Raw genomic sequence first — 24682 nt, 5'->3', positions numbered from 1 at the left:
CGTCAGCTGATACGACCGATGTAGGCGGTGCCGATAGCTCCCTCGGCGCGCAAGCTCCGGATTGCTTCCTCGTCGAGGCCGAGGTCGCGAAGGACGGTGTCGGTGTGCTCGCCGAGGGCGGGGATCGGGCCGAGTATCGGTAGATGCCCGCTGATATCCGGGGGCGGCAGCAGAGTGCTCACCGGACCTACGGGTGAGTCCACCTCCTGCCACCTGTCCCGGGCGGCCAAATGTGGATGACCGACGACGTCGGTGGTGGTGTTGTAACGAGCATTGCCGATTCCGACATCGTCGGCGGCCTTCTGGATGTGCGTGAGCGTGTGACGTGCGCACCAGTCGCCGATCGCGCGGTCCAGCTCCGCTCGATGTTCGACCCGCCGGGGCCCGCTTCGGTACTGTTCGGCGGTAGCGAGGTCGGCGCGGTCGAGGAGTTCGTTCGCCAGCCGCTGCCACTCCCGGTCGTTGGTGGTGCCGAGCACGACTACTTGGCCGTCGCTTGTGCGATATGAGCTATAAGGCGCGACCGAGGGAGACCCCATCCCCACCGGCTCCTGATCTTCGCCGGTATAACGGCTCCATGTCAGGGCGTAGCCCATCAGTTCGGTCATGGTGTCGAACAGGCTTATTCCGATTTTTGCGCCGTGACCGGTGCGGCCGCGGGAGTGCAACGTCGCGAGAATGGAGATTACACCGTAGAGACCAGCGCAGGCGTCGGCTATCGGTGGTCCAGGTTTGGCTGGTGCGCCGGGCAGGCCGGTGATCGAGCAGGCGCCGGACTCCGCTTGTGCGAGCAGATCGTAGGCACGCTTGGCCGAGAGCGGTCCGCCACTTCCGTACCCGGAGATCTCGCAGTTCACGAGTTGGGGATACCGGCGCTCGAGTGTTTCGGCATCGAGCCCCAATCGGGTGGTTGCCCCCGGCGCGAGGTTCGTCACGAATGCGTCCGCGATGGACAGCAGGCGGTGCATGACCTCGAGCCCGCCGGACGACTTGAGGTTCAGCGTTACGGATTCCTTGTTGCGATTGAGCCAGACGAAATGCGTTGCCATTCCATGAACCACGTCGTCGTAATCGCGGGCGAAGTCACCCCCGGCAGGGTTCTCGATCTTGATCACTCTGGCACCGAGATCGGCCAGCGTCCGGGTGCACAAAGGTGCGGAAACCGCTTGTTCGAGACCGACGACGGTGAGGCCGGTCAGAGGGCCCTCGCTCGCCGGAACCTCTATGGCTTTCACCGGGATTCGGCCGGTGTGGGCCGAAAGAAGATCATCAACAGGGCCGCGCCGGCGACCAGTCCGCCGACTGCCGAAATGAGGAATCCGGTCAGGCCGGACAGTGGATCGCTCAGTCCCAGGACACGGTCCAGTGACCAATCTCCGGGACCGGTGGTGCTGACGGAGATGCCGATCACCGCGAGGGCGAGGTTGTACTCCCATCCGGAGTTGACCGAGAAGAATCCGTTCGCCCGGTGGACCGTCCAGGCTGCGACGAGCATCAGTCCGACGAACCCCGCACCGGCGATCGGTGTCAGCAAGCCCAGGGTGAGCATCAGGCCAGCGGCGATCTCGCTGCTTGCCGCGACCACGGCATGGAACCGTCCCGGACGCATACCGATACTGTCGAACCATCGGGCGGTTCCTGGGATCCGTCCACCGGAGAAGAATTTCTGGTAGCCATGCGCGGCCATGGTCAATCCGGCGATCAGTCGCAGCAGCAGCGCACCGGCGTCGAGCGCGGTCATGGGCGGGGCCTCCTTGTGTACGGCCGTCGAGCGGCTCGAGATGGGTGATCGGCATCGACCGTCCAGTTAGATAATATATTGCACTGTATAGGAGGCCCAATCTGGGCGTGTGAGCCCGGTGCCAGCTAGATAAATAGGTAAACAATTGCTATCATGGCGTCATGACCACGCGAGTACCTGTCGCCGAGGGGGTTTTCACCTGGCCCTCCGAGGAACCACGTCTGATCGGATCGGAGCGAGACGGCGTCATTTCCTTTCCCGCAGAGCCCGGCGCGCCGGAACGGCTGCTCGGAAATCGCGGAACGCTGTGGAGCTTCACCACCCAGCAGTTCCGGCCTCCGTCGCCGCCCTACGACGGTGACGACACCGCCGAGACCTTCGTTCCTTACGCACTCGGTTATATCGAGCTGCCAGGGGAACTGATGGTTCAGGCCCGGATCACGGAGTCTGATCCGGCGCGCTTGCGGATCGGCCAGCCGATGGAACTCGTGGTCGTGCCGTACACCGTTCGCGCCGACGGCACCGAGGTGCTCACATACGCCTTCGCCCCTGCTGACACTACTCGAGGTGGAACCGAATGACCGACGTCGCTGTGGTGGGTGTTGGCCTGCACCCGTTCGGCCGGCATGCCGACAAGCAGGCTTTGTTGATGGGCGCGGAGGCTGCCCGAGCGGCTCTGGCCGACGCGAACGCCGAGTGGTCGCAAGTGCAGACGGCCTATGTCGGTAGCTACGAAGTGTCCAACCCGGATGCGATCGTGGGCTGGCTGGGGCTGACTGGAATCCCTGTTCGTGGTGTGTTCAACGGTTGCGCCACCGGAGGTACTTCGCTGCAGATGGCCGCAGAGGCGATCCGGCACGGCGAGGCCGATGTGGCGATGGCGATCGGGATGGACAAGCATCCGCGCGGCGCGTTCGCCGCGGACCCCTCCGTTGCTGGGCTGCCGTCCTGGTATGGCCAGACCGGTATGTTCATGACCACTCATTTCTTCGGCACCAAGGCCACCCGGTACCTGTACGACCACGGTGTTTCCACCGAGGCGCTGGCCAGGATCGCGGCGAAGAACCTGCGCAACGGCTCGATCACGCCGCACGCGTGGCGCCGCAAGCCGTTGTCCGTCGAGCAGATTCTGGCCGCGCCCGTGGTCAATCACCCGCTCACGCAGTACATGTACTGCAGTCCGGACGAGGGGGCGGCGGCGGTTGTGCTGTGCCGGGCGGATCTGGCTTCCCGGTTCACTTCGATGCCGGTATATCTCCGCTCGTCGGTGCTGCGCAGTCGGCGATACGGAGCCTTCGAGGTGCAGAGCCCGTCGCTGCCGCTGCACCACGTGCCGAGCCCGACGGTCGATGCCTCGAAAGCGGCCTTCGAGGAGGCGGGGTTGGCGCCGGAGGAGATCCGTGTCGCGCAGCTACAGGACACCGACGCCGGATCGGAACTGATCCACATGGCGGAGAACGGATTCTGCAAGGACGGTGAGCAGGAGCAATGGCTCGCCGACGGCGAGACCGAGATCACCGGCAGGCTGGCGGTCAACACCGACGGTGGGCTCATCGCGAATGGCGAGCCGATCGGCGCCTCGGGGCTGCGGCAGGTCTATGAGATCGTTCTGCAGTTGCAGGGCAGGGCAGGCGATCGGCAGGTTCCCGGTGACCCGAAGACCGGCTACACCCATCTGTACGGTGCTCCGGGAGCGTCTGCGGTGTCCATTTTCTCCAGGTGACCGACCGACCAAGAGAATCGAGGATCGACGGTGCGTGACGCCGTAATCTGCGAGCCGCTGCGAACCCCGGTTGGAGGGTTCGGCGGATCGCTGAAGGACGTGCCCGCTCACGAACTGGCGGCGACGGTGATTCGGGCGATCATCGAGCGAACCGGCATAGCGCCGGAGACCGTCGACGACGTCTTGCTGGGCAACTGCTATCCCTCCATGGACGCGCCGGCGATCGGGCGGGTGGCGGCGCTGGATGCGGGACTGCCGGTCAGCGTCACCGGCTTGCAGATCGATCGTCGGTGCGGATCCGGCCTGCAGGCAGTGCTCTACGCGGCCGCTCAGGTTTCGGCAGGCGCCAGCGAAGTGGTGTTGGCCGGGGGCGCCGAATCCATGAGCAACGCGCCGTTCTACTCGGCGTCGATGCGCTGGGGCACCAAAGCGGGCCCAGGTGTGATGCTGAACGACTCGCTTGCGCGGGGACGCGTGACCGCGGGCGGCGTGAACTTCCCGGTACCGGGCGGAATGCTGGAGACTGCGGAGAACCTACGTCGGGAGTACCGCATATCGCGGCAGGAGCAGGACGAGTTCGCCGTCAGCAGTCATCGGCGTGCCGCGCGAGCGCAGGCTTCGGGCATCTTCGCGGACGAGATCGTGCCCGTTACGGTGCGGGGCCGCAAGGAAGATGTCGTCGTCGAACACGACGAGCACATTCGGCCGGACTCGTCTGTCGAGAAGCTCGCGCGGCTGCGGCCCGCACTCGTTGCCGGTGACGCCGATGCCACGGTGACAGCGGGCAATTCGTCCGGCCAAAACGACGGCGCGGCTATCTGTATCGTCACCCATCCCGCCAAGGCGGCCGAACTGGGTTTGCGGCCACTCGCGCGCCTGGTGTCCTGGGGTGTGGCCGGAGTTGCGCCCGCGACTATGGGTATCGGGCCGGTTCCCGCGGTGCATCGCGCGCTCACGGCGGCGGGACTGAAACTAGGGGAGATCGACCTGGTCGAACTCAACGAGGCGTTCGCCTCGCAGGTGCTCGCGTGCACCCTTGAATGGGGCTTCGCCTCGGCAGATTTCGACCGCCTCAACGTGAACGGTTCCGGGATCTCACTCGGACACCCAGTCGGCGCTACCGGCGGCCGGATCCTTGCCACCCTCGTACGTGAGATGGTGCGCCGTGACGCTCGGTACGGGATCGAGACGATGTGCATCGGCGGTGGTCAGGGCCTTGCTGCGGTATTCGAGAAGGTTGTCTGACGTCCTCGATTTCCTTGGGATAGATTGTTGACCCCGCCCGACTCGGTCACCTGCTGAGCCTGACCCAGCAGGTGACCGACGCCCAACGTTTCGAGCGCACTCTCGACGCCCGCCATGCCTCGGCGGCGGATACCCTCTCCTACTTTGCGTTCCGTTCCTCGTCACCGCTGCCCGCGGTACACCGGGATCCGAGTGGCGCCACGCATGAAGAACAGCGGTACCCGCTCGTAGACGAAGTCCTCGGTCAGCGTCAGGTCCGGCATCGCATCCAGCACGATGTCGAGGAGTACGGCCGCCTCCATGCGTGCGAGCGGCGCCCCGACGCAGAGATGCTGCCCAATGTTGAAGCCGAGGTGGCGCCGCGCATTGCCGGGCCGGCTCAGGTCGAAGGCGTTCGCGTGCGGACAGACAGTGTCGTCGCGGCTGCCCGACGAGAGCCCGAGGATCAGCAGCGATCCGGCCGGGACCTCCACACCGCTCAGGACGACATCGGCGGCCGTCCGCCGGAAGACAACCTGCAGCGGACCGAGGTGGCGCAGGGTCTCTTCCACCGCGATGGGTATGAGGCTCCGGTCGGCGCGGACTCGCTCGAAGTGGCTTCTGTCCTGGAGGAGCTCGACGAAGAGATTGCCGATGAGGTGCGTCGTGGTGTCGATTCCCCCCACGATGAGGTCATTGGTCAGGTGGGTCAGCACCTTGGTCTCGGAGATCGGCTCGCCGTCGATCACGCAGTCCATTACTGCACCCAGCAGATCCGGAGTCTCCCGCGACTGGGACCGGCGGCGGATCAGCAGGCGCAACTCCTCCTCGAACGCCTCGCAGCGGGCAATCGCCGTGTCGCCCTCCGGGGTCCCCGGCACCGCCCGGGCGGTGATGTAGTCGCTCGAGTAGCGGGAAAGGTGCTCGACGAGCTCGTCGCCCAGACCCAGCAGGTGCCCCATGACGCGGGCCGGGAGTGGCGCGGCGATGCTCTGGACCAAATCGAAGGAATCGCACTCGACCACAGCGCCGACGATATCCCTGGCCAACTTCGCTATCTCGGGTTCGATGCGCCGCATGACCTGTGGGTGAAAGAACTTCGCCATTGCACGCCGAACCGGCGTGTGCAGAGGTGGATCGGTTTCGCCGAGGCCGAGCTGGTCGAACGGGCGCTGCTTCTCGTCCTGCGGCGTGAACCCTCCCTGCGGGAATGTGGCCGGGTCGAGCGAAATCTCGACGATATCGGAGTGGCGGCTGATATAGAACATGCCGGGAGCCACTTGCTTGACCGGCTCCCGCTCTCGCAGTTCCCTGAGTGTCGTGAAATGGTCTCGAAGATCGTCGGAGTCGAACGGGTTATACCTGATTGACACGCTTCCTCCTGGAGTGAAAGTGCAAAGCCATCTCAGCGTTGCAAGAACGCTGATTGCGTGTGGAAAGCGTCAGATCGCGGAAAAGCCCCAGATCGCGGATGGGAGGGTCCGTGCGACGGGGGCTCTGATCGGCGTTGACCGCCCGGAAGCGCCACAGCTCCTGGCACGAGTCCGCTGCTGGGCGTGGTGAAATGCGTCCCATCAGGATCATGTCCGCATCGGCATTGGCTGTTGATCAGGCGAGCGTCGGGTGCCTCCCCGTCGCTTATCCGTCGACCGTATGAGTCACCGCAGCCTGCCCAGTCTCACATTCCGTAGGTAGGTCCTCCAAATATCAGTTAATAGTTAAGATGATAAAGGGCGTGACGCCTTCGTGGGGGCATTTGCCCAAAGGTGGTCATATTCGGCGGATGGCCGCTTCGGCTTTACCCCGGACTCAGATTCCGAGACGTTCGAGTAGTCGCTCGTGGGCCAGTGCTGGGCCACCGAGCAGCAGGTCGGTGCTGCGGGACCGCATCCCGATGACGTCTACCTCCGCGGCATCGAGGTCGTCGGCCACAGAGGTGAGTTGCATCGTGACTCGCCGGACCGCATTCGAGCAGCCGATATGTGCCATCGCGGCGGCGGCTGCGGCGGCATCGAGATCGTCTCCACTTTGCAGCCTCACCGCCCGATACCAGAGCGCGGTCGCGCCTGCCCGCGCCACCTCGAGGTCCGCCAGCTGCTTCGTATAACCCCGCCACGACTCGTTGTCGCTGGCTGAGGGGAGGGCCTTCGATAGGCACTTCAGCGATCGGTCGACGATGCCCATCTGTTCGGCGGCGAGAATCGTGGTGGCACGGTCGACCGTGCGGTTCATGATGCGCCCCGCTGCGCCTTCGCGTCCGATGAGGGCTGCGGGGGCCGCGTCGAAAACGATGCGTGCGAGCGGGCGCGCCTTGTCGAGCGAATCCAGGGGCTCGACGGTGATACCAGGTGCGTTCCGGTCGACCAGGTACAGCGACGGTCCGCCGATATTGCGAGCGACGACGAGGATTTTCTTCGCAGTCGCCGCGCCCGGTACGTACCATTTCTCACCGGTGATCTGCCAGCCGGTGTCGGTCGGCTTCGCGCGGGTCCGGACCAGAGCCGGATCCCAGGAACCGCTTTTCTCGGCCGCGGCCAGGGTGCAGTGGCGCAGATCGACGCTGTCATCGATCGGTGGTCCCGCGACGGCGAAAGCCTGCGCACCGAGGCCCGCTGCCGCGAAGTAGTCGGTCTGGGCCAGGGTGTATCCGGCCGAGTAAGCCACCTGGGCCGGCCCTGTCGCGTCCGGACCGAATGCGGTGTCCTCCCACTCCTCTTCGGGGAGGATGTTCGACAGCGCCTCGTTGCGTTCGATCACGTGCCCTGTGACATCCACCGCGAGTGCGTCCAGAGCCCTGGTTGCTTCCGCGGTAAGTTCGCCGGTCGCTCGAACGAGGGGGAGAAGGTCTTCTCGGAAGGCATTGCCCGCATCGAGGAGGAGCTGTGGCCCCAGTACTTCGGCGACGAATTCGCCAGCCGACGCCAATACCCGCGCCTCAGCGGCTTCGAGGGCAGGACGGGGACATTCAACCCTGCCAGACCATAGTTCGCGGACTGCGGTGAGGTCGGTGAGCAGTTCGCTCAAACGGCGGCGCAGCGCGCGGTCGTCCCAGGTCCAGGTCGATCGCATCAGGGCTGGCAAGCTCTGTGCGTTCAGACTTTCGAAGTAATGTGCGCGCTGTTCGTGGGTGAGTGTCCGAATGCCGACTGTTGATTCCATGGCGCCCTCCCAAGGCTTCGTTTTCGATGTTGCTATGCGGAATCCCCCCCGCTTTTCCGTTACACTGTAATAAAATCGTGGGTAGGGCTCGTTCGATGGTGTGGAGCTGGACTATCCTGCTCGCCCAGCGGTGCCCAGCCGGCCTCGGAAGAGTGGCTGACGTCGAGGACGATCCGGCGTGGTCGTTCGGTGAGCGGCGGGCGACGGGAAACGCGGCGTTGCCTGCTGCCTGAACTGTGCCAGGCGCGCCTCCGCCAGCGCGCGGTTCTTCCACTCGTCCGAGTCGTTTGTGGCTTTCTCTGCGCAGCATGCGGCCCGCAATCCGATCCTGTCCTCGTTGGAAACCGCGGTTCCCGATGGGAACGGCTGCGAACAACGGTCGCAGATACCGGAGACCGACGACCTCCGCCACTTCCGTCCTTCGGAGTCCACGAACTCGTCGCTGACTGCTCGGAGGCCTGTAGGTTGCTGACTAGTCGCTTCGAGGTTCATAAAGATAAATTATCTACCTACTGCCGCTGGTAGTCAACCTTCTGGACCGCTGACTACATAGTCACCGGGCGCAGGGGAGACTTGCTCCAGCCTGAGCCGGCGAGGCAAGGCGGTGCTGGTCGTCTCAGCAGGTGGGGGACCGGTGGGCATCGCACGTGCCCTGGCGCGTGAAGGCGCGTCTGTTACCGGAAGCGGCCGGTCTTTCGCCAATGCGCCAGGGTCGCTGACGAATCAATTCACCGTACTCGGTGGACAAGGACGAGAATGGTCGGCGCTAGCTGGCGGCGGTCGTGTCGGCGATGCTGCGCGTGATCTCACCAGCGATGCTTGTCTGATGCCGCAATCGGTGGCGCCGAGACCGTGGTCGATCTCCGGGTGCGCAGGTTCTACTGCAGCAACCCGAACTGCGCCCGCGCTACGTTCGCTGAACAGGTTCCTGGCCTGACTGTCCGGCATGTCCGGCGGACTTCGCTGCTACGCAGCGTGCTGGAGCGGATCGCGCTGTCGCTGGGTGGGTGACTCGGTCAGCGACTGACACACCGGCTGGCGGTGGCAGTGTCGCGGATGACGTTGCTGCGCTTGATTCGGGCATTGCCCGTGCCGGAGTCCGGCATGGCGACCGCGCTCGGCGTGGACGACTTCGCCTTCCGTAAGGCGACGAAGTACGGGACCGTCCTGGTCGACATGCATACCCATAGGCCGGTGGATCTGTTGCCGGACCGGCTAAACGACACGTTCGCCGCGTGGCTGCGCGCGCACCCGGGTGCCGCTGTGATTTGCCGTGACCGTGCGAGCGGGTATGCCGAAGGCGCCCGGCTGGGAGCACCGGATGCGTCGACGGTGGGCCGCGACGCTTCCGATCAACGGAGGTGCAAGCCTGCAAATCGGTATTGATCGGCCGAATCGGCGGTGCCGCTGACCTCGACGCCTATGGGTGGACGAAATCCGTCGGGGTTCGGCGACGTTCGTTGGACCGCACGCCGCGGCTGCCATGGTCGGCGCTGGCAGGTGATTGGTGACCGCAGGACTGATGTGGCGTTCGCGCATGTGCGTCTATCTGCGCAGTCCCGAAAGCCGACATGCCAAGGGGTGAGGCACTTTTGGGTTGTCACCCCTTGGCTGGTCGGCGCGATGGACTCTGTGTCAGAGGACCAGATGGCCGGCGCTGGAGCAGGTAAATCCCGCAGGGCAGTTGGCCCACCGGTCGAATCAGTCGTCAGCTATTCGCTCGACTGGATGCGGACGATGGCGAAATGCTGCCGATTTGTCGTCTCTCAGCTGTTTGCGGGTGTCGAGCCTGGGGCGGTATGTGCCTTTTGGGCATCCGCAGCATGCTGAGCCTGGAGCTGGTTGTATTTCTGTACCCCCGCGGCGACGCCGACAGGAAGTCCTGCGGCGGAGCCGCCGACCATGGCACCGAGTCCGCCTCCTGCAACTGCGCCGACGATGCATCCGGCCGCAATGGCAGGGACGGTCAAGACGCCCACCGTGGCCACTGTCATCAAGGTACCGCCGGTGGCGATGCCGAACGGGCAGCCGAGCGCCGCGCCGATGACCGAACCGGCGGCCGCACCCACTGCGGAGACCGGGCCCATGCTCATGTTCGCGGCCTCGAGGGATTGGCTGAGATCCGAGTTCAGATCGACTGGCTGGGCAACGGGAGCCGCAGCAGGCTGTGGCTGTGTGTTGTTGGCGGGGGTGGTAGCGGGTTCCTGGGCATTCGCCGTTCCTGCGGCGATGGCCAAAATCATTGCGGAGAGCGCTGTTACGGCGACACCCTGAGACTGGATCCTCATCTGCTTCTCTTTTCTTGAACGAGTCCGGCTAAGGACTGAGTGGGCCGGGTGGATTACCGGCCAGAGTTGCTGGCCTGGACTTGTTGTGCGATAAGTCCTTTGGAGTGCAGCGAGTTGTATTGCTGATTCATCGCGTTCGCGGTCGGTCCTGTGCCGGTGACAAGTGAACCGATGGTGCCGCCGATGAATCCGCCGGCGCTCCCCCCGACGATGCATCCGCCGACGATGCCGACCGGTGTGAGCACAGGCACTGCGATGGTCAGCGAGCCACCCGTCACTGCTCCGAGAGGACAACCGACGATGACGCCTGCCGCCGTTCCGATCAGGCGGCCGGAGGTGGAATCGAGAGCGAACGCACCGGTCACCGAGTCGATTGCGTTCAGGTATTCGGCGCCCGGGTCCACAGGCGCGGAGGCCGGGGCCGGGGTGCCGGCCGCGTTCGGTGCGGCGGTGTCCGCCATGGCCGCTCCGCCTGCTGCCATCGTGGCCGTGATGGCAAGCGTCGCAATGGCGGTTGCCCGAGTCAATTGATGCATGGGTATTGCTCTTTCCTTGGTTGTACCGAATCCAGTTACAAACTGAAACATTAGTGTTTCTAATTTGTTCTATGCGGATGCAGTCGAGGGGCTTAGGGCTGGAAGGCTTACCGCGATCGAATGGTTCGAACTCGCCTGAAGGGTGGACGGCGGTGACCGCGATTGCGCGAGTGGTGACACCGAGCTTATGGCTTCAGTGATCCCGCCTCGATGTGCTCAGTGTGTGCGCGGGTTTCGCTGTCGAGTTACCACGGCTGGGTTGGGTGAGTGGTGATGCTGTCCGTCGATCAGGACCACTCTGTCCTGGGGTCACGGAAGACCTCCGTCAAATAAATTGTGCAATGAGTTGACTGATTGTACCTCGGCGGCGAGTAGCGTACAAGCAACTTCTGGTCAAGTTCTCAGCTGTGGGTTTGGTCATATGTCCGGTTGGGAGTCGGGTGGCCTGAGGTCCGAAGTGGTTCCCGCAGGCGTCGGTGCAAGGCGCGAGCTGCGGAGGTGTCAGCACTGACGGGAAGGTTTTGGCCGCTATCGACATGCTGGCCTCGAGGGGGCATCTCGAATCCTTGATGTGCGGGCATCCACGGGCGCTTGTCGGGCAGGGATTCCTCGGGCGCCATCTACACATCGACGGAAGATAATAGTTAACCTATTACACGAAACCGGGCACCGAGTTCCGTGGGTCGTCTGACCTGGAGATGCCCGGGACCAGGCTGGGTTGTCCAGCGCACGAGTGGGAGGCAGTGTCGATGAAGTTGACTGGCGCTTCGGTGGTGGTAACAGGTGGGGGGAACGGTATCGGTAGGGCTCTCGCTGGGCGTTTCGCTGCGGCGGGCGCACGTGGCATCGTGATCGCCGATCTCCATCCAGAATGGGCTGAGCGAGCAGCCGCACGGATCTCCGCCACAGGAGTCCCTGCGGTCGGTATCGGCTGCGATGTTGCGGACCCACGTGCTATCGATGAGCTCGTCGATGCAGCGGAGAGCGAGTTCGGATCCATTGATGTCTTCTGCTCGAACGCAGGTTTTTCCGACCCACCGCCGGCCAATCTCACCCAGCCGATCGATGCCTGGCGCGGGCTGGTCGACGTGAATCTGATGGCTCACGTGTGGGCCGCACGCCGTGTGGTGCCCGGGATGGTTGAACGAGGGGTTGGGTATCTGCTTCAGACGATCTCGTCGGCCGCTCTGATCACAGGTCCATCTTCGCCCGGGTACACTCTCGCGAAGCACGGCGCGCTCGGTTTCGCCGAGTGGCTCACTCTCAACTACGGCGACAAAGGCATTCGTGTCAGCTGTCTATGCCCGAACGCTGTCTACACCGGCATGTTCGGCCGTGACCCGGAAGATGCGTCGCAACCGCCACAGGGAACCGCAATCGGTGAAATCCTCAGTCCGGAGGAAGTTGCCGACGCGGTATTCGATGCCATGACCGGTGACGAGCCGTTCCTGATTCTGCCCCACCCGCGGGTGGGTGATTCGTTCCTGCGCAAGGCTACCGACTACGACGCGTGGATCGATCGAACGCGCGTCCGGCTACAGCGAATGGGAACGATCGATGTACCGGATCCGACGAGTGATCAGTCGGGGACCAGTAGTGGTACCTCAGCAGTTTCGTTTCACCCGCCCGAGTTCGGGGCTGCTGCGAGTACACCGGACCGCAAGTCCCGTAACTCCGAGACCAGAGTAATCAGCGTCGATGACGAGTTGGCAGAGCTCGGCGAATTTGCGCTGCTTCGGGAGAACGCGCGGGCGGCCGGGGTCACCGCCGCTCTTCCAGCCGTCGAGCGCCTCTCGATGATGACTCCTGCAGGGCTCGTCAGTGTCTTGAAGTGGGGTAGCGAGGATCCTCGGATGGTGTTACTGCACGGGGGTGGACAGAATGCTCATACTTGGGATACGGCGATTCTCGCCGCGGAGGTTCCCGCGATTGCGATCGACCTGCCCGGGCATGGCCGTTCTGATTGGCGGGCCGACAGAGACTACCGACCATGGACGAATGCCGACACGCTGGAGCCGGTGTTACGTCGATTCGCGCCCAACGCTGATCTCCTGGTGGGCATGTCGCTCGGCGGGCTGACCGCAATTCGGCTGGCATCGACTGTGCCGGACTTGGTCCGAAAGCTTGTCGTGGTCGACGTGACTCCCGGCGTCACGACCAGAGTCCACGCGATGACGGAGAGACAACGAGGCACGACGACGCTGGTCGGCGGCCAGCGCGTCTTCTCCTCCTTTGCGGAGATGCTCGACCAAGCTGTCGCCGCCGCTCCCGCCCGTGATCGTGAATCTCTGCGTCGCGGAGTGCTTCACAACTCCAGACGGAGAGCGGACGGCAGATGGGAATGGCGATACGACATCCTCGCAGGGGAGAGCGACTACAGCCCGCTGTGGGAAGACCTCGAACGAATAGTTGCGCCAACGTTTCTCGTGCGCGGAGCGCAATCGGCATTCGTCTCCGACACTGATGTCGCGGAGTTTCGCAAGCGAGCTCCTGGTGCCCAGGTACAAACGGTCACTGGGGCCGGTCACTCGGTACAAAGCGACGCGCCGCTCGAACTTGCCCGACTGCTGCGCGGAGTTCTCGGGGCGTGAACGAGGGCCGAGCCAGAAATCGTCTGTTGCGGTTCCCGGCCTTCATGGGGAACATCTACCTGAATCAGCTCCGTCGGTCCAATGAGTGGACCCCCTACTTGCTCCGCTCTTGACCTGCGGAGCATCCCAGAGGATGCAGCCGAATACGGACGCGATCAGGGTGGTCGCCTCGGCATCGAGGTAGCTATCGGGCTGGACCGCCCTTGGGATGTGACTGGCGCGAAGATGGGCCCCTCACTGCGAAAACCCGGTAGGGGGGACTGTGCATAGTAAACGCTCAGGTCAGTGGGGTTGCGCAGTTGCGAGCGGGCACCGGTGACGTCGAGGGGTGCAGCCGGGTGGCGCTCAACGTCACCGGCTCGAGCGATTGGACAGGCGGCAACACCGGCGCGGCTAGGCAACCAACCCGTTCGACAGCGCCAGAGGGTGTCCGATGCTCGTGGGATTCAGATGACGGGCTGGCGTGTGCTTGGCAAATGGGGCACAATGGTTAAACTGGTTGTACTATTTACAGAGAGGGCAATCGTGACGAACAACGTTCTGTCGCACGAGGACTTGTTTCTCCCGGAGCCTGAGCCTCGGGAAGTCCGATACACGGTCATTTCGGTTGACGACCATCTGATCGAGCCTCCCGACATGTTCGAGGGCCGTCTTCCGGCGAAGCTGCAGGCACTCGCGCCGCGTATCGTCACGACGGACGAGGGCGCGCAGGAGTGGGAGTTCGAGGGCCAGCGATTCTCGCAGATCGGCATGGCTGCGATCGCGGGGCGCAAGCCGATCGACGAGGATATGGAGCCGGCTCGATTCGACCACATGAGGCGAGCTTGCTATGACGTGCACGCCCGCGTTCATGACATGGATATCAACGGGGTGTGGGCTTCCCTGAACTTCCCGTCGCAAATCACCGGCTTCTGCGGGCGGGTCTTCTCTCAAGCCTCGGATCCCGAACTCGGCCTCGAGGTGACCCGGGCATGGAACGACTGGGTGCACGACGAGTGGTGGCAGCCGTACCCGGATCGGATTATCCCGCTCGGCCTCACCTATCTCAGCGATCCGAAGGTCGGAGCGGCCGAGATCCGTCGGAACGCCGAGCGCGGTTTCCGCTCGGTGACACTGCCGGAGCGTCCGCATCACATCGGCTTCCCGTCGTTGTTCAGTGGCTACTGGGACCCGATCATCGAGGCGTGTGTCGAGACGGACACCGTGATCTCCCTTCACGTCGGATCGTCTGGCGGATACGAAGGCCCGGCCGACGCGCCGATCCTGCAGCTGGGGGCGACAATGTTCGGGCAGCTTTCGCTGTCCGCTTGCGCTGAGTGGCTGTGGTCCGGCTATCCGTTGCGCTACCCGTCGTTGAAGATCGCGATGTCCGAGGGTGGTATCGGGTGGGTTGCGATGCTGCTCGATCGGCTCGACAATCTCGTCGACCGCTCGGGCTACGGTCGCGGGTGGGATGAGCGACCTTCGGATGTACTGAGGCGCAACTTCTGGTTCTGCACCCTCGACGACCCGTACACAATCAATACGCGGCACACTATCGGCGTCGAGAACATCATGCTCGAGACGGACTATCCCCACGGTGACGGCACCTGGCCGGATACGCAGGACTTGATCGAGAAGGTGTGGGGTGATATCCCGGCGCCCGAGCTGCGCGCGATGTGCAGCGAGAATGCTGCGCGCCTGTATCGTCACCCTCTCCCGCCGACCGTCCTGCCTCTCGACAAATGAGCGTGTAGTTCGCTTGGAGTCGTCGGACATCAGGGGTGTCCCCGTGGTGCCAACCCGTTCATCAACCGAGTTGGCCGCCGCGTAGCCGTTGGACCGGACGCGTCCTCTCCGCGCTGCACAGCGCGGAGAGGACAGGCCCGCGAGCGGCATTGCTGATCAGGTGCGTGCACGTGGCTGAGCATCAAACAGTGAGCCCCGCGTCACGACTGTGACTGGACGTGATCCCAGGCGTTGTAGCGGTGCGCGCAACCGGATCGGTCACCACTCGACCCGGTTGCTCCTGTCGTTCGGTGCGTGACAACGACTTCGGCATCTCCGTAGGTCCAAAGAGCTGCGCGCCGATCGAATCTGTCGGCTAGCTCGAGCCAGCGGTCACACTGAGTCTATGTATAAATAATTTAACGATTAATCGTCAGTTGTGCTATACATGCGATTGATCGACCGATCGAATCCGCTACGGAGGAGCCGCCTTGTCCACTTCACACGCTTCTCGGCCTGCCCCCACCCGTCCCGGCCGTTTGCACGGAGTCCGCGCTGTCGTGACCGGCTCCGGCGGTGGCATGGGCGGTGCGATCGCCCTTCGACTTGCGCAAGAGGGTGCCGACATCGCACTCAACGACCGGATCGAGGGCACAACCGACCGATGGCAGGAGCAGATCGAGCCGCTGGGCGGTGACGTGTTCGCGGTGACGACGAACGTGACGCGCCGCTCAGGCGCCGAGGAACTCATCAACGCAGCGGTCGACCGCTGGGGGCGCATCGACGTGCTGGTCAACGTCGTGGGTGGCGTGCGTGGGCCGGTCGTGAACCCGGTCTGGGAGATCAGCGAAGAGGACTTCGAGTTCTCATGGGGCATCAACATGCGCGCGACGTTCCACTGCACTCAGCTGGTGCTACCGGCGATGATGGAGCGCAAGTCGGGCAAGATCGTCAACATCGCCTCGAATTCCTGGGCCGGGGAGCCGATGCATGCGCACTACTCGGCGGCGAAGGCGGCGGTGGTGTCGTTCACGCGTTCATGCGCCATACAGCTCGGCCCGTACAACATCAACGTCAATGCGGTCGCACCTGGCGGCACGCAGACGAACGAGCACAATACCGGTGAATGGGACGCGCCCACCTTCGAGACGATGTACGAGACCGGTGGCACGCTCGGTCGGTTCAATAAGGGCGAAGACATTGCGAACGCGGTTCTTTACTTGGCGTCGGAGGAGTCGCGCAATGTCTCGGGTCAGTTGCTCACCGTCGCATCGGGGGCGAACCCCAGGCTCTGAGACATCCCAGCCTTTCAGATTGTCAAGCCGCAGTCGCTGCCGGCTTGACAATGGGCAGCCCAGGCGGCGCTCTCGTCGTCGAGCGTCCTGGATTTCAAGAGCCGATAGTTCACGGTGACCTATAGACCGAATGTATTTCACCGGTACGAATCACACAGTGCCACTGGCAGGATGGCGGTGCGGACGAGAGGTCAACTCCACCGCCACCGCGCCGTTCAACCTGCCTCCAAAGTCCGTGGTCACCCCGGGGAGACGAGATCACCCCGGGCCAGATTCCACCTAACCTTCAAAATGCTCAGACGCCAGATATTCGGGCGCGCGAAGACCGGCCTTCTCGCGCAAGCGAATCCTATTGAGCGAGTGAGCAACCCGATCGAACGAATCACGAAATTTATATCGACAGGATTCAGGCCTTTCGGCTGCGGGTAAGTCATCAGACCCAGGAACCTCCCTCCGAGTTCCTCCCGGCTATGCCGCGAATACGACATGAGCGCCTTGTGGCGCACCGGCACCGCCCCTTCTTCGCCGATTCGACCGAATCCACTGTCAAAGCTGATCTGACCCTCGCCGCCACGCCGTCGTCGAGACCGTGTTCGCCGATCTGATCGACGGCCCGCTGGCGCATATTCCCTCGGGACGATTCGGCGCGAACTCAGCCTGGGTGTCGTGCGCCGCGATCGCGCACAACCTGCTGCGCGCCGCCGGCGCGCTGGCCGACCCGCGACTGGGCAAAGCCCGTGGAACCACCCTGCCCGCGCAAGATCGTCGCCGTTCCCGCCCGATTCGCCCGCCCACAACAGCCCTTCCCGGAATATCTCAGTCGTCCTCGTGCCGACCCGGGACTGCGGGGTGACGAATATCGTACTCGCGGTCGACATCCCCCAGACCCAGGCTCCGGCCGGTGTTGGTCATCATATCGCCGTGCACCGAGTTCTCCAGTTCGGCGACTACGTCGGCGGCAGCGCTGGAGTCCGCATGGGAGCCGTCACCATTCGATCCTTTGTCCTCATCGATGTCGCTGCGGTACAACCGATCTCCGGTTTCCGGGTCGATTCCGTGACGTAGCAACGTTTTCGCGCGATTCTCCATTCCGTGGCGGAGCATCGCACCCTGCGCCTCGGCCATCATCGTGGTCTTTCCATTGAGAATCCGGTCGATTTCCTTGGACTCGCGCCACCGCTTGCCGACGATCATCGTGAGCACACCCACAATGGCGTACGCTGCCATCAACACGAAACCCTGCCAGTATGGCTCGCCGACCCCATACAACAGGCGTTTGATCATCTCGGTGATTCCGTGCCCCACAACATATGGCTGCAGATGACTGAAGAACGACGGAACCATCCACGCCGGAAATGCGGCCCCCGACGCCGGCATCGACAGGAATACGAACAACAACAGCGCGGGTCCGGCGATGAAGCGGCCGAAGAAATACGAGATCCCGTTGACGAACAGGCCGATCGTGAATATCCAGAGTATCGCCAGGCCAGTCATCTGCGTGAAGTACTGGGTTTTGTACACGCCGAGAATCAATCCGGTGATCACGTTGGCCAGCAGCGCGAGCATGATGGCGCCACCGGTGAGAACCCCGATGCGAGTCGAGTGTGACAGGGGGACACCCATCATTCCGATGAACATCGCGACCATATATCCGCCAATGCACCACGACAGCATCATGTACATCGCGCCTTGACCGAAGGAGTCCGACGAAGGCAACTGGACGATATTGTTGATTCGCACGCCTTGCGCGGTGGCGAAGATCTGCTGGAACGAGCTCTCCACGACGTTCGCCGCCTGGAATTGGTGAGCGGTAGCGATAACGACCTCCGGCTGCCCCTGACCGCTGGCGGGCACGATCAGCGCCCCCGCGGTGTCACCCTTGCGAACTGAATCGACCGCAGAGTTCTCGTCGCCGAAGTACCTGAAGGAGAACATGTTCGGCGCATTCGTCTCGATCTTCTGAGTGACTGCCGACGTGGCGGGGCTGTTGACCACCGCGACGGGCACATCCTGAATCTTCGGCGAGTGAAAGGCGAGTATGTAGCAAAGGCAGAACGCAGTAATGAAGAATACCGGCAGCCACAGCTGCATCCCGATCATCTGCATGGCCGGCGGCATCGTGGAGTACCGGTCACGCCACCACGTAGTAATTCTCGACACGGTCATACCTCTTTCGATATCGGCGTATTGCACGCCGACTACGGTTCAGCCACTCGCTGTCTGCTCCAGGTGTCTGCAGACCTACTGGATGAGTCTGCCTTACCGGTGTCTCCCGCGGAGGATATAGCGCTACATTCCGAGCGGTCGATCCTCAGTTCTCGAGCTACGTGCGCCGGCGAGTCTCGGACTTCCTGGACTGGTGCGTGAAAATCAATGTGTCGGCTGCACTTCTCGAGGAAGATGCGGCGGCACTTGGTGCCTAATCCGGGCCCGGGTTCAGATCGGAATGCGCCCGGAAAGGGTGAGGTTGACCGCCTGGATTCGGTTGTGGCACCTGAGTCTGCGCAGCACACTGCGCAGATATGTTCTCACCGTCGTGGCCGCCAGCCGGCCTGCTCTGCGATCTTTGCGGTGGGAAGGCCACCAGCGACTAGCTTCCGGGGCTCGTACCCTCGGCCTTTCGGGGCGAACAACGCACGCGCCGCGGACCTGACGGATCTGGTCGCGGTTATCTTTCCCCCGGAGATCGCGGTGCGTCGAGCAGTGTGACTGGGCCTGGGTGCGGACCGGTATCGCCGTCCTCGACGGTGACGGCGGGCCGGAGATGCTGTTCGCTGCGCTCAAAATATCTGGTGGACAAAGTGTTTCACTTGTCGGTTCGGGTCGTCGGCGCACGCATGTATATCGGCACAAGATGTGGACCTCGGCCAGCCGATAGTTATACAGTGACCTATGACCTGGGACACAATTGCCCCTACATCCTGGGCCGCAAAGCTCGCCAGCGTCGATCGGACGCACCAGCGGTCGACCGTAACCGCGGAGCGCACCAACCTCGGTTTGCCTGTCGGCCAGGGGCACCCGTCGTCCTGACCACGTCCGCAATGTCCGGTCCGTGTCGGTGTCCAGTCGTATCGTCATCGCATGACCGATATCGCCCCGCTCGCCGCCTCGACGCGGGCAGCTTTCGGCGATCCGGGCGTTCACGTCGTCGTCCGTGCCGGACGCGTAGCGCTCGACGGGGAACTGGTCGGCATCCACGCCCACCTCGATCGGCGCTGGCAGCAGTCCAGGTAGTCGAGATCGACGAACGGCGCCGCGAAGGCGGGCACGTTCGCTTGCGCCCGACCGGCCGAGAGGATCTCTGCCACGGCCGCGGCTGCGACGGCGGTAGTCAGCTTCTTCTTGTTGACAGTGGGTTTTTCTTTTGATGGATGGAGCGAATTCGAGGTAGCGCCGAATCCGGCGCTACCTGAGTCGAATTCCTGTGATCAGAGAAGTTGGAAGGTGCCGGTCAGTGAGTCGAGCGCGGCCTGCGCGTCTTCCGGAGTCCGACCTTCACCGATCAGCTTGAATGCCCGGTCCCCGTTGATGAAAACGATCGCCACCACAGAGCCGGAGTCGTCCCTGGCGGAGACGGTGAGCGACGGCCGGCCACGGAAGGTGCCGTATTGCACCGGCCCCGCGACTTGCGCTATCTCGGCGCCAATTGTCTGCAGGGTCACCCGGCTCGACGGCAGACGCCAGTACCGCACCTCGACACCGGCGGCGTCGTTGTCGTTGTTCAGGTTGCCCTTGATGTAGTGGGTGCCGGCCATCGACTGCGGGTCCACTCCCACGTCGACTCGTCCCGGCATGAGACCGGCGCACAGGCAGGCGGGGTCCATGAAGGGTGTGGTGGCGGGTAGCACCTCGGCGTGTGCTGTTGCGGCGGAGAGGATTCCAGCGACGAAGGTGCCGGTCAGTACGGCGGCGGCGATTTTCTTGTCGATCATGTGTTTCTTTCGTCTGCGGGTGGTGGCCGTTCAGGCGGGAGTGGGGAAGAATTCGGGTAGCGCTGAATCCAGCGCTACCCGAGTCGAATTCGCCGTGCGATCAGAGGATCTGGAAGGTGCGGGCCAGGGTTGCCAGTGCGCCCTCGGCGTCCTCGGGGGATGCTCCCCAGCCGGTCAGGGTGACCGCGCGGTCGCCGTCGAGGAACGCGGTCATCTGGGTGTAGTCGCGCCCGTTGTCGAGCACTCGGGTGGTGAACGACGGGTGATCGCGGTAGGTGCCGTACTGCAGCGGTCCGAGATCGCGCTCCAACGCGGCACCGAGATCGGTGATGCTGAGTCGCTGACGCAGGGTGAAGTAGCGGACCTTGGCGGCGGCATCCGGATTGGATGCGGTCCAATTGCCTTGGATGTAGTGAGTTACCAGCGGGGACTCCGGTTCCACGCCCATCTGCACCTGACCCGGTAGCAGCCCGGCGCACAGGCAGCCCGGGTCGATGAAGGGGGTCAGGAACGGGCCCACGTCCGCGTTCGCCTGGCCGGCGCCGAGGATTGCGAGGGCCGCGGTGGCCGCGAGGACTCCGGCCATCTTCTTTGTTTTCACCGTGAATCTTTCTGTCGAGCAAAGGATCTCCCGAGAACCGTAACTCGGGTGGTAACCGGATTACGCACAGCCGGTTCCCGCGAAGATGGGAGCTACCTCACAGCGGACCGCGGGTCACCACTCCGGTCGGTAGACAACCCGGCGAACACCGACGCGCCCGTGCTGCCCGTCCCCGGTGTCGCGCAACATTTCCATGCCGCGATGAGCGCCTCTGCGGCTTGCGCTCGTCGGAGTCCGCGCTCTCGGACAGACTTTCCAAGAGCGCGTGCGCTTCTTCATGACCTCGAGCGCGGCATCGGTTATCACCTGCTTCTTGTCGGCTTTGGCCAGCGTCACCCAATTCCCTCGGCGTGCGGTCACGGAATTCCTTCAGTTGGTGGGCCTTGGTGTTAGTGCAGCGGGGTGCTGGGAGTGTCGGAATTTTGGCTATGTCGCACATCTCGGACAGTCCCGCCTGAGAAGCCAAATATGCACTGTCCGAGAACTTTCCGGCCTCTCGCTGCCGGATCTGTTGGGAACTCAGAGGGCGAGATACCGTGGGCCAGTTGACGATCTCAGACGATCCCAAGAATTCCGGGGCCTGGTGCTGCGCTGCGTCTTACTATTTGAAGTTGTTCGTAGGCTCGTCGTGGTTGGACCGGGTGCAGGAACTGGTAGGTGTACTGTTCGATCGCGCCGGTGATTGTGTTGCGTACCCGGACGAGGGTGTTGTTGGTCTCTGCCTTGCTGAGTTCGGTGCTGAAGAATCGTGTGAATTCCCTTGGGGCCTGTGAGTGACAGAAGTTGAAGATCTCGTCCAGGCGTTGCTGCGGGACGAGTCCTGGCCCCATGACGCGGAGTAGATACACCAGTTGGGTGGCGATGGTCTGCCAGTCGACCAGTATTTCTCTTGCGGGCGTGGTCATTACCCATTCGACCAGGTTGGTGGGGCGCGACGCTCCGGGGGTGGCTGGTACGAGGCTGGGTACCGACCGGCGTGCGGTGTGATTGGCGGCCAGGATGTCCAGGTGCGGGAAGCTGAGGTAATAGGCCGGGGCGGTGACGGTTTGGAGGTGGTCGAGCTCATCGTCGCCGAGTGTGGATGACTGTGTGTCGATTCCGAGGTGGTTGAGGCCGTTGAGGACCAGTGAGGTGATTTTGTGCAGCATCCAGTCGGGGAGGTCCAGGGCGGAGCACCAGGCGGTCAGGCTTTCGATGCTCGGGTTACGCAGGCCTGCTTCCCATTTCCGCAGGGAAGACATCGTTGTCGTTGCCGCCAGGGCGACTTCGTCCTGAGTCAGGCCGAGCGCTTCGCGGCGTCGGCGCAGATATGACCCGACCTGGGGGCGATCGCATACCCAGGACAGCTTGTGGGTGGCGCGGCGTTGCCGGGTCACCGGGGCGGTCAGTGGTTTTCCGAGGCGGATCGAGATGGGGTCTGGCTGGGGCACTGGTGGTGCGGCGATCTCCACGACGGGGCCTTTCTTGACAACGTGACGCGAAGCCTGACGTTCCCGGGAATCGTTGTCTGGTCGTGTGGATCACCGGGCGGTCGGTCGTGTGGATCGCCGCGGTTGAGCCCCCTGGTTCCCGAATCCTTCGCAGCGCAAACTTCTTTGCTGAAGAAAATTAATACATGATGCGCGTACTGCACGCACTGTGGCGAGCATCACTCAGCCTGCTCTTGTCGACCGCGGATCCCGGAGAAGGGCCGTGTTCGAGGGGTAGTGCGTGGTTGTGACAATTTGTGTCACCAGAGGTGGGAACTCGCGCCCCTCGAATACGTCTTCTGGTTCGAAAGCTGCTGGTAATCGAACTGATCCGGCGTCGTGAGTGGTGGAAAGCAAGAGGTTTTCCGGGGGCGGGCATCGGTGATTGCGGCCGGATAGCGCGTTGAGTCCACTCTGAGCCTTCACTGCGCCGTGCGATAGGGCCGGATTGGCGGAGGTAGTTGCAGATAAATGTCCGAAATGACTGCAACGTAATGATTTTCGTTGCACCCGGATTCCATGTTTGCTGAAGATGTGCTGATGTCGGCAGGCTTGTGCGGTGTTTGCGCGGTTGAGGTTGCGTGCTTGGCGTTGGCGCTGCACAGTCTGCACTGGAACGAGAACCTGTGATGAAGCTGAGTGATTGATGTGATCGCTCGCCGTTCGCCGGTCTGTCGTTCTGTGGGGTGGTAGCGGCGCGCAGCCGCGCCTGACGTCGATGAAAGGTTTCCTGCAGTGAGCGCTTTGGGTCTGATCCGTGTGGGGGTAGCCGCTGTCGCCGTGGGGGGTTCGTTGACCTTGCTGCCGGTGGCCGCGGCCGCGCAGCCTGTTCCGTTGACACCGGATGACGGAGGTCGCGTGTCCTCGCAGTCGATCGATTCGGCTTCCACGGGCACCGGATCCTCGACCAGCGGTTCCTCGGTGGGTGGGTCGTCGTTCTCGGGTCCGTCCGGCAGCGGCTCCTCGAGTGGGGGATCGCTCAGCGTGGGGGTCCAGGGCGGCGGAGCCGGCACGGTGCAGTCCTTGATCGATGGGGTCCTCGGTCGCGCCGACCACAATCCCGCAGCCGGTCGCTGATCACGAAAAGCCCGCGGACACAGGCACACTCGGCCGCTGGTTGAACGGTGAGGGTGGCGTACCCGGGTCGGCAGATCCGATCGGCCGGTTCGTCCGCGGCTGACCTCGTGGCGAGGGCCGCGTAGCAGAAAGCCAATATCTGATGAAGTCATTGAACGGCAGCGATCGCGATCCCGATTCGTCCGATCCCATCGGTGTCCCGGACCACGACGTGGCCGATCCCGACGCGACGGAACTGCTCGCAATCGGCGAGAGCGAGGGTGTCGATCCGGATCCGACGGAGGTGATCGCGATCCTCGGCGAGGATTCGGTATCCGAAGTGACCGATGTCGCGTCCGTACAGACCAGCATCACTGATCCCGACGACTCGGATGACACCGCGGCCGACTCGGATTTTTCCGATGACGATGCGTGTGATGACGGCGATGAGCCCGACGATCAGCCAGTCACGATGCTCGCACAGTGGCGGCACCGGGTGAGCGAGAACCGGATTGTGCGAGTACTCGCCGACCGGAAGGTGCGGCGGTATCTGCCGCACGCGGCCGCGGTAGTCGTATTGCTCATCCTGGTCGGGATCGCTACCGCGGAATCGAAGGGAGCGGACCACACGGGCACGAAGGCTGCGTCCCAGGATGTTTCGGCGACTGACAGTGCTGATGATCCGACCACCGAGCTCGAATCGACCGAGACGACCGGCAGCAGCGACACGGTGACCCCGAGCGACGTGCCGGTCCCGGGCGACGCGACCTCAACCGAGACTGCCACTGCCACCGTCGATCCGGCCACGACCACCGACGCCGGAGCGGAGGTCCCGGCTACCGATGTCGGCAGCACCGAACCGGACACCACGACGGTAGATCCCGTGACCAGCACGCCGGTCACGACGACCGACACCACGACATCGGCGCCGAGTTTCTCGGTCAGCGTGGGCGCGAATGCGAGCGGGAGCTTTTCGGCGCAGTCCACACCGGACCAGCAGCAGTCGATCGGGGGCCTCACCCAGGATCCGATCACCACGACGACCACGGTGACAGTGGTCAACCCGCCCGGCACGAACACCGTCACGGTGATCGTCCCGCCGACCACGACCGCTGCCACGTCCGCGCCTCGACACACCACGACCTCGCCGCACAAAACGACCCGGCCGCCAACGCGGACATCGTCGAGCACCGCGACGCCAACCACCACATGCCACCCGACGAAGGCTGCGACCAGCAAACAATCCCTGACCCCGGCGACCCCGACTCTGGCGCATCCGCCGACCACGACCCGGCCGCACCCGATGACTGCGGCACCGAAGCCGTCCACGGCTTCCTCGGTCACGAGCACGTGCAGGTAG

20 protein-coding genes and 2 pseudogenes are annotated in these 24682 nt (G+C 63.6%); 11 read left to right on the top strand and 11 right to left on the bottom strand.

Translation table 11 applies throughout. The features are described from left to right. Window positions 1-2 precede the first annotated feature (2 nt). Both K7711_RS44425 and K7711_RS44420 read right to left on the bottom strand, forming a co-directional pair. Entirely contained in the window at window positions 3-1226 is a 1224-nt protein-coding gene (locus tag K7711_RS44425; RefSeq protein WP_222978826.1) for a CaiB/BaiF CoA transferase family protein, read from the bottom strand. 5 nt (window positions 1227-1231) lie between these two features. Continuing rightward, on the bottom strand, window positions 1232-1741 hold the full coding sequence (locus K7711_RS44420) for a DoxX family protein (RefSeq protein ID WP_222978743.1): 510 nt from the start codon (window positions 1739-1741) through the stop codon (window positions 1232-1234). A gap of 161 nt (window positions 1742-1902) precedes the next feature. Here K7711_RS44420 and K7711_RS44415 point away from each other — a divergent pair, with 161 nt between their 5' ends. Genes K7711_RS44415 through K7711_RS44405 form a run of 3 tightly spaced genes read left to right on the top strand, consistent with a single transcriptional unit; the run spans window position 1903 to window position 4709 of the window. Then, window positions 1903-2322 carry a Zn-ribbon domain-containing OB-fold protein gene (locus K7711_RS44415; RefSeq protein WP_222978740.1) on the top strand — a complete coding sequence of 140 codons (420 nt, stop codon included), beginning with the start codon at window positions 1903-1905 and terminating at the stop codon, window positions 2320-2322. Next, window positions 2319-3464, top strand: coding sequence for a thiolase family protein (locus K7711_RS44410; protein WP_222978738.1), 1146 nt, complete (start codon window positions 2319-2321; stop codon window positions 3462-3464). Before K7711_RS44415 ends, K7711_RS44410 begins: the two co-directional genes overlap by 4 nt. A gap of 30 nt (window positions 3465-3494) precedes the next feature. Next, a complete protein-coding gene (locus K7711_RS44405) occupies window positions 3495-4709 on the top strand; it encodes an acetyl-CoA C-acetyltransferase (RefSeq protein WP_222978736.1) in 1215 nt (404 codons plus the stop codon). Window positions 4710-4870: 161 nt separating this feature from the next. Here the strand turns inward: K7711_RS44405 and K7711_RS44400 are convergent, their stop codons facing one another. Both K7711_RS44400 and K7711_RS44395 read right to left on the bottom strand, forming a co-directional pair. Then, window positions 4871-5956 (bottom strand): cytochrome P450, encoded by a 1086-nt coding sequence (locus K7711_RS44400; RefSeq protein ID WP_222978734.1) that lies wholly within the window; start codon window positions 5954-5956, stop codon window positions 4871-4873. A gap of 541 nt (window positions 5957-6497) precedes the next feature. Then, on the bottom strand, window positions 6498-7463 hold the full coding sequence (locus tag K7711_RS44395) for an acyl-CoA dehydrogenase family protein (RefSeq protein WP_222978733.1): 966 nt from the start codon (window positions 7461-7463) through the stop codon (window positions 6498-6500). A gap of 1440 nt (window positions 7464-8903) precedes the next feature. On the opposite strand from K7711_RS44395, the gene K7711_RS44390 reads away from it, so the two are divergent. Next, window positions 8904-9233 (top strand): transposase, encoded by a 330-nt coding sequence (locus tag K7711_RS44390; protein WP_222978732.1) that lies wholly within the window; start codon window positions 8904-8906, stop codon window positions 9231-9233. A gap of 380 nt (window positions 9234-9613) precedes the next feature. On the opposite strand, the gene K7711_RS44385 is transcribed toward K7711_RS44390, so the two are convergent. Together K7711_RS44385 and K7711_RS44380 are read right to left on the bottom strand one after the other, a co-directional pair. Further along, on the bottom strand, window positions 9614-10084 hold the full coding sequence (locus tag K7711_RS44385; RefSeq protein ID WP_222978731.1) for a hypothetical protein: 471 nt from the start codon (window positions 10082-10084) through the stop codon (window positions 9614-9616). Between the two features lie 104 nt (window positions 10085-10188). Further along, window positions 10189-10596 (bottom strand): hypothetical protein, encoded by a 408-nt coding sequence (locus tag K7711_RS44380; RefSeq protein WP_222978730.1) that lies wholly within the window; start codon window positions 10594-10596, stop codon window positions 10189-10191. A 773-nt stretch (window positions 10597-11369) separates the two neighbouring features. Between K7711_RS44380 and K7711_RS44375 the strand changes: the two are divergent. The 5 genes and pseudogenes from K7711_RS44375 to K7711_RS44355 all read left to right on the top strand — a co-directional run. Next, window positions 11370-12077: pseudogene (locus K7711_RS44375) on the top strand (SDR family NAD(P)-dependent oxidoreductase); the annotation flags it as partial. Between the two features lie 282 nt (window positions 12078-12359). Then, on the top strand, window positions 12360-13262 hold the full coding sequence (locus tag K7711_RS44370; RefSeq protein WP_308015219.1) for an alpha/beta fold hydrolase: 903 nt from the start codon (window positions 12360-12362) through the stop codon (window positions 13260-13262). Between the two features lie 525 nt (window positions 13263-13787). Beyond that, window positions 13788-14990 (top strand): amidohydrolase family protein, encoded by a 1203-nt coding sequence (locus K7711_RS44365; protein WP_308015214.1) that lies wholly within the window; start codon window positions 13788-13790, stop codon window positions 14988-14990. 539 nt (window positions 14991-15529) lie between these two features. After that, window positions 15530-16264: an SDR family NAD(P)-dependent oxidoreductase gene (locus tag K7711_RS44360; protein WP_222978729.1), complete on the top strand. Its 735-nt coding sequence runs from the start codon at window positions 15530-15532 to the stop codon at window positions 16262-16264. Between the two features lie 506 nt (window positions 16265-16770). Beyond that, window positions 16771-17064 (top strand): annotated as a pseudogene (locus tag K7711_RS44355) (IS1380 family transposase); the annotation flags it as partial. 16 nt (window positions 17065-17080) lie between these two features. On the opposite strand, the gene K7711_RS44350 reads toward K7711_RS44355, so the two are convergent. Continuing rightward, window positions 17081-18355: an ABC transporter permease gene (locus tag K7711_RS44350; protein ID WP_222978728.1), complete on the bottom strand. Its 1275-nt coding sequence runs from the start codon at window positions 18353-18355 to the stop codon at window positions 17081-17083. 990 nt (window positions 18356-19345) lie between these two features. Here K7711_RS44350 and K7711_RS44345 point away from each other — a divergent pair. Then, complete coding sequence (locus K7711_RS44345; protein ID WP_222978727.1) at window positions 19346-19498, top strand: hypothetical protein; 153 nt, start codon at window positions 19346-19348, stop codon at window positions 19496-19498. 194 nt (window positions 19499-19692) lie between these two features. Here the strand turns inward: K7711_RS44345 and K7711_RS44340 are convergent, their stop codons facing one another. From K7711_RS44340 to K7711_RS44325, 4 genes are all read right to left on the bottom strand, one after another. Continuing rightward, window positions 19693-20196, bottom strand: coding sequence for a hypothetical protein (locus K7711_RS44340; protein ID WP_222978726.1), 504 nt, complete (start codon window positions 20194-20196; stop codon window positions 19693-19695). 100 nt (window positions 20197-20296) lie between these two features. After that, complete coding sequence (locus K7711_RS44335; RefSeq protein ID WP_222978724.1) at window positions 20297-20797, bottom strand: hypothetical protein; 501 nt, start codon at window positions 20795-20797, stop codon at window positions 20297-20299. A 554-nt stretch (window positions 20798-21351) separates the two neighbouring features. Then, entirely contained in the window at window positions 21352-22248 is an 897-nt protein-coding gene (locus tag K7711_RS44330; protein WP_222978722.1) for a helix-turn-helix domain-containing protein, read from the bottom strand. A gap of 440 nt (window positions 22249-22688) precedes the next feature. Further along, on the bottom strand, window positions 22689-23279 hold the full coding sequence (locus tag K7711_RS44325; protein WP_222978720.1) for a hypothetical protein: 591 nt from the start codon (window positions 23277-23279) through the stop codon (window positions 22689-22691). Between the two features lie 206 nt (window positions 23280-23485). On the opposite strand from K7711_RS44325, the gene K7711_RS44320 reads away from it, so the two are divergent. Then, the gene (locus K7711_RS44320) at window positions 23486-24682 is read left to right on the top strand and encodes a hypothetical protein (protein WP_222978718.1); all 1197 of its coding nucleotides are present in this window, start codon (window positions 23486-23488) and stop codon (window positions 24680-24682) included.

Source organism: Nocardia coffeae, from assembly GCF_019890715.1.
GTDB classification, from domain to species: Bacteria; Actinomycetota; Actinomycetes; order Mycobacteriales; family Mycobacteriaceae; genus Nocardia; species Nocardia jiangxiensis.
The sequence above is the reverse complement of the archived record's forward strand: the minus strand, read 5'-3'. Positions and strand labels throughout refer to the sequence as shown.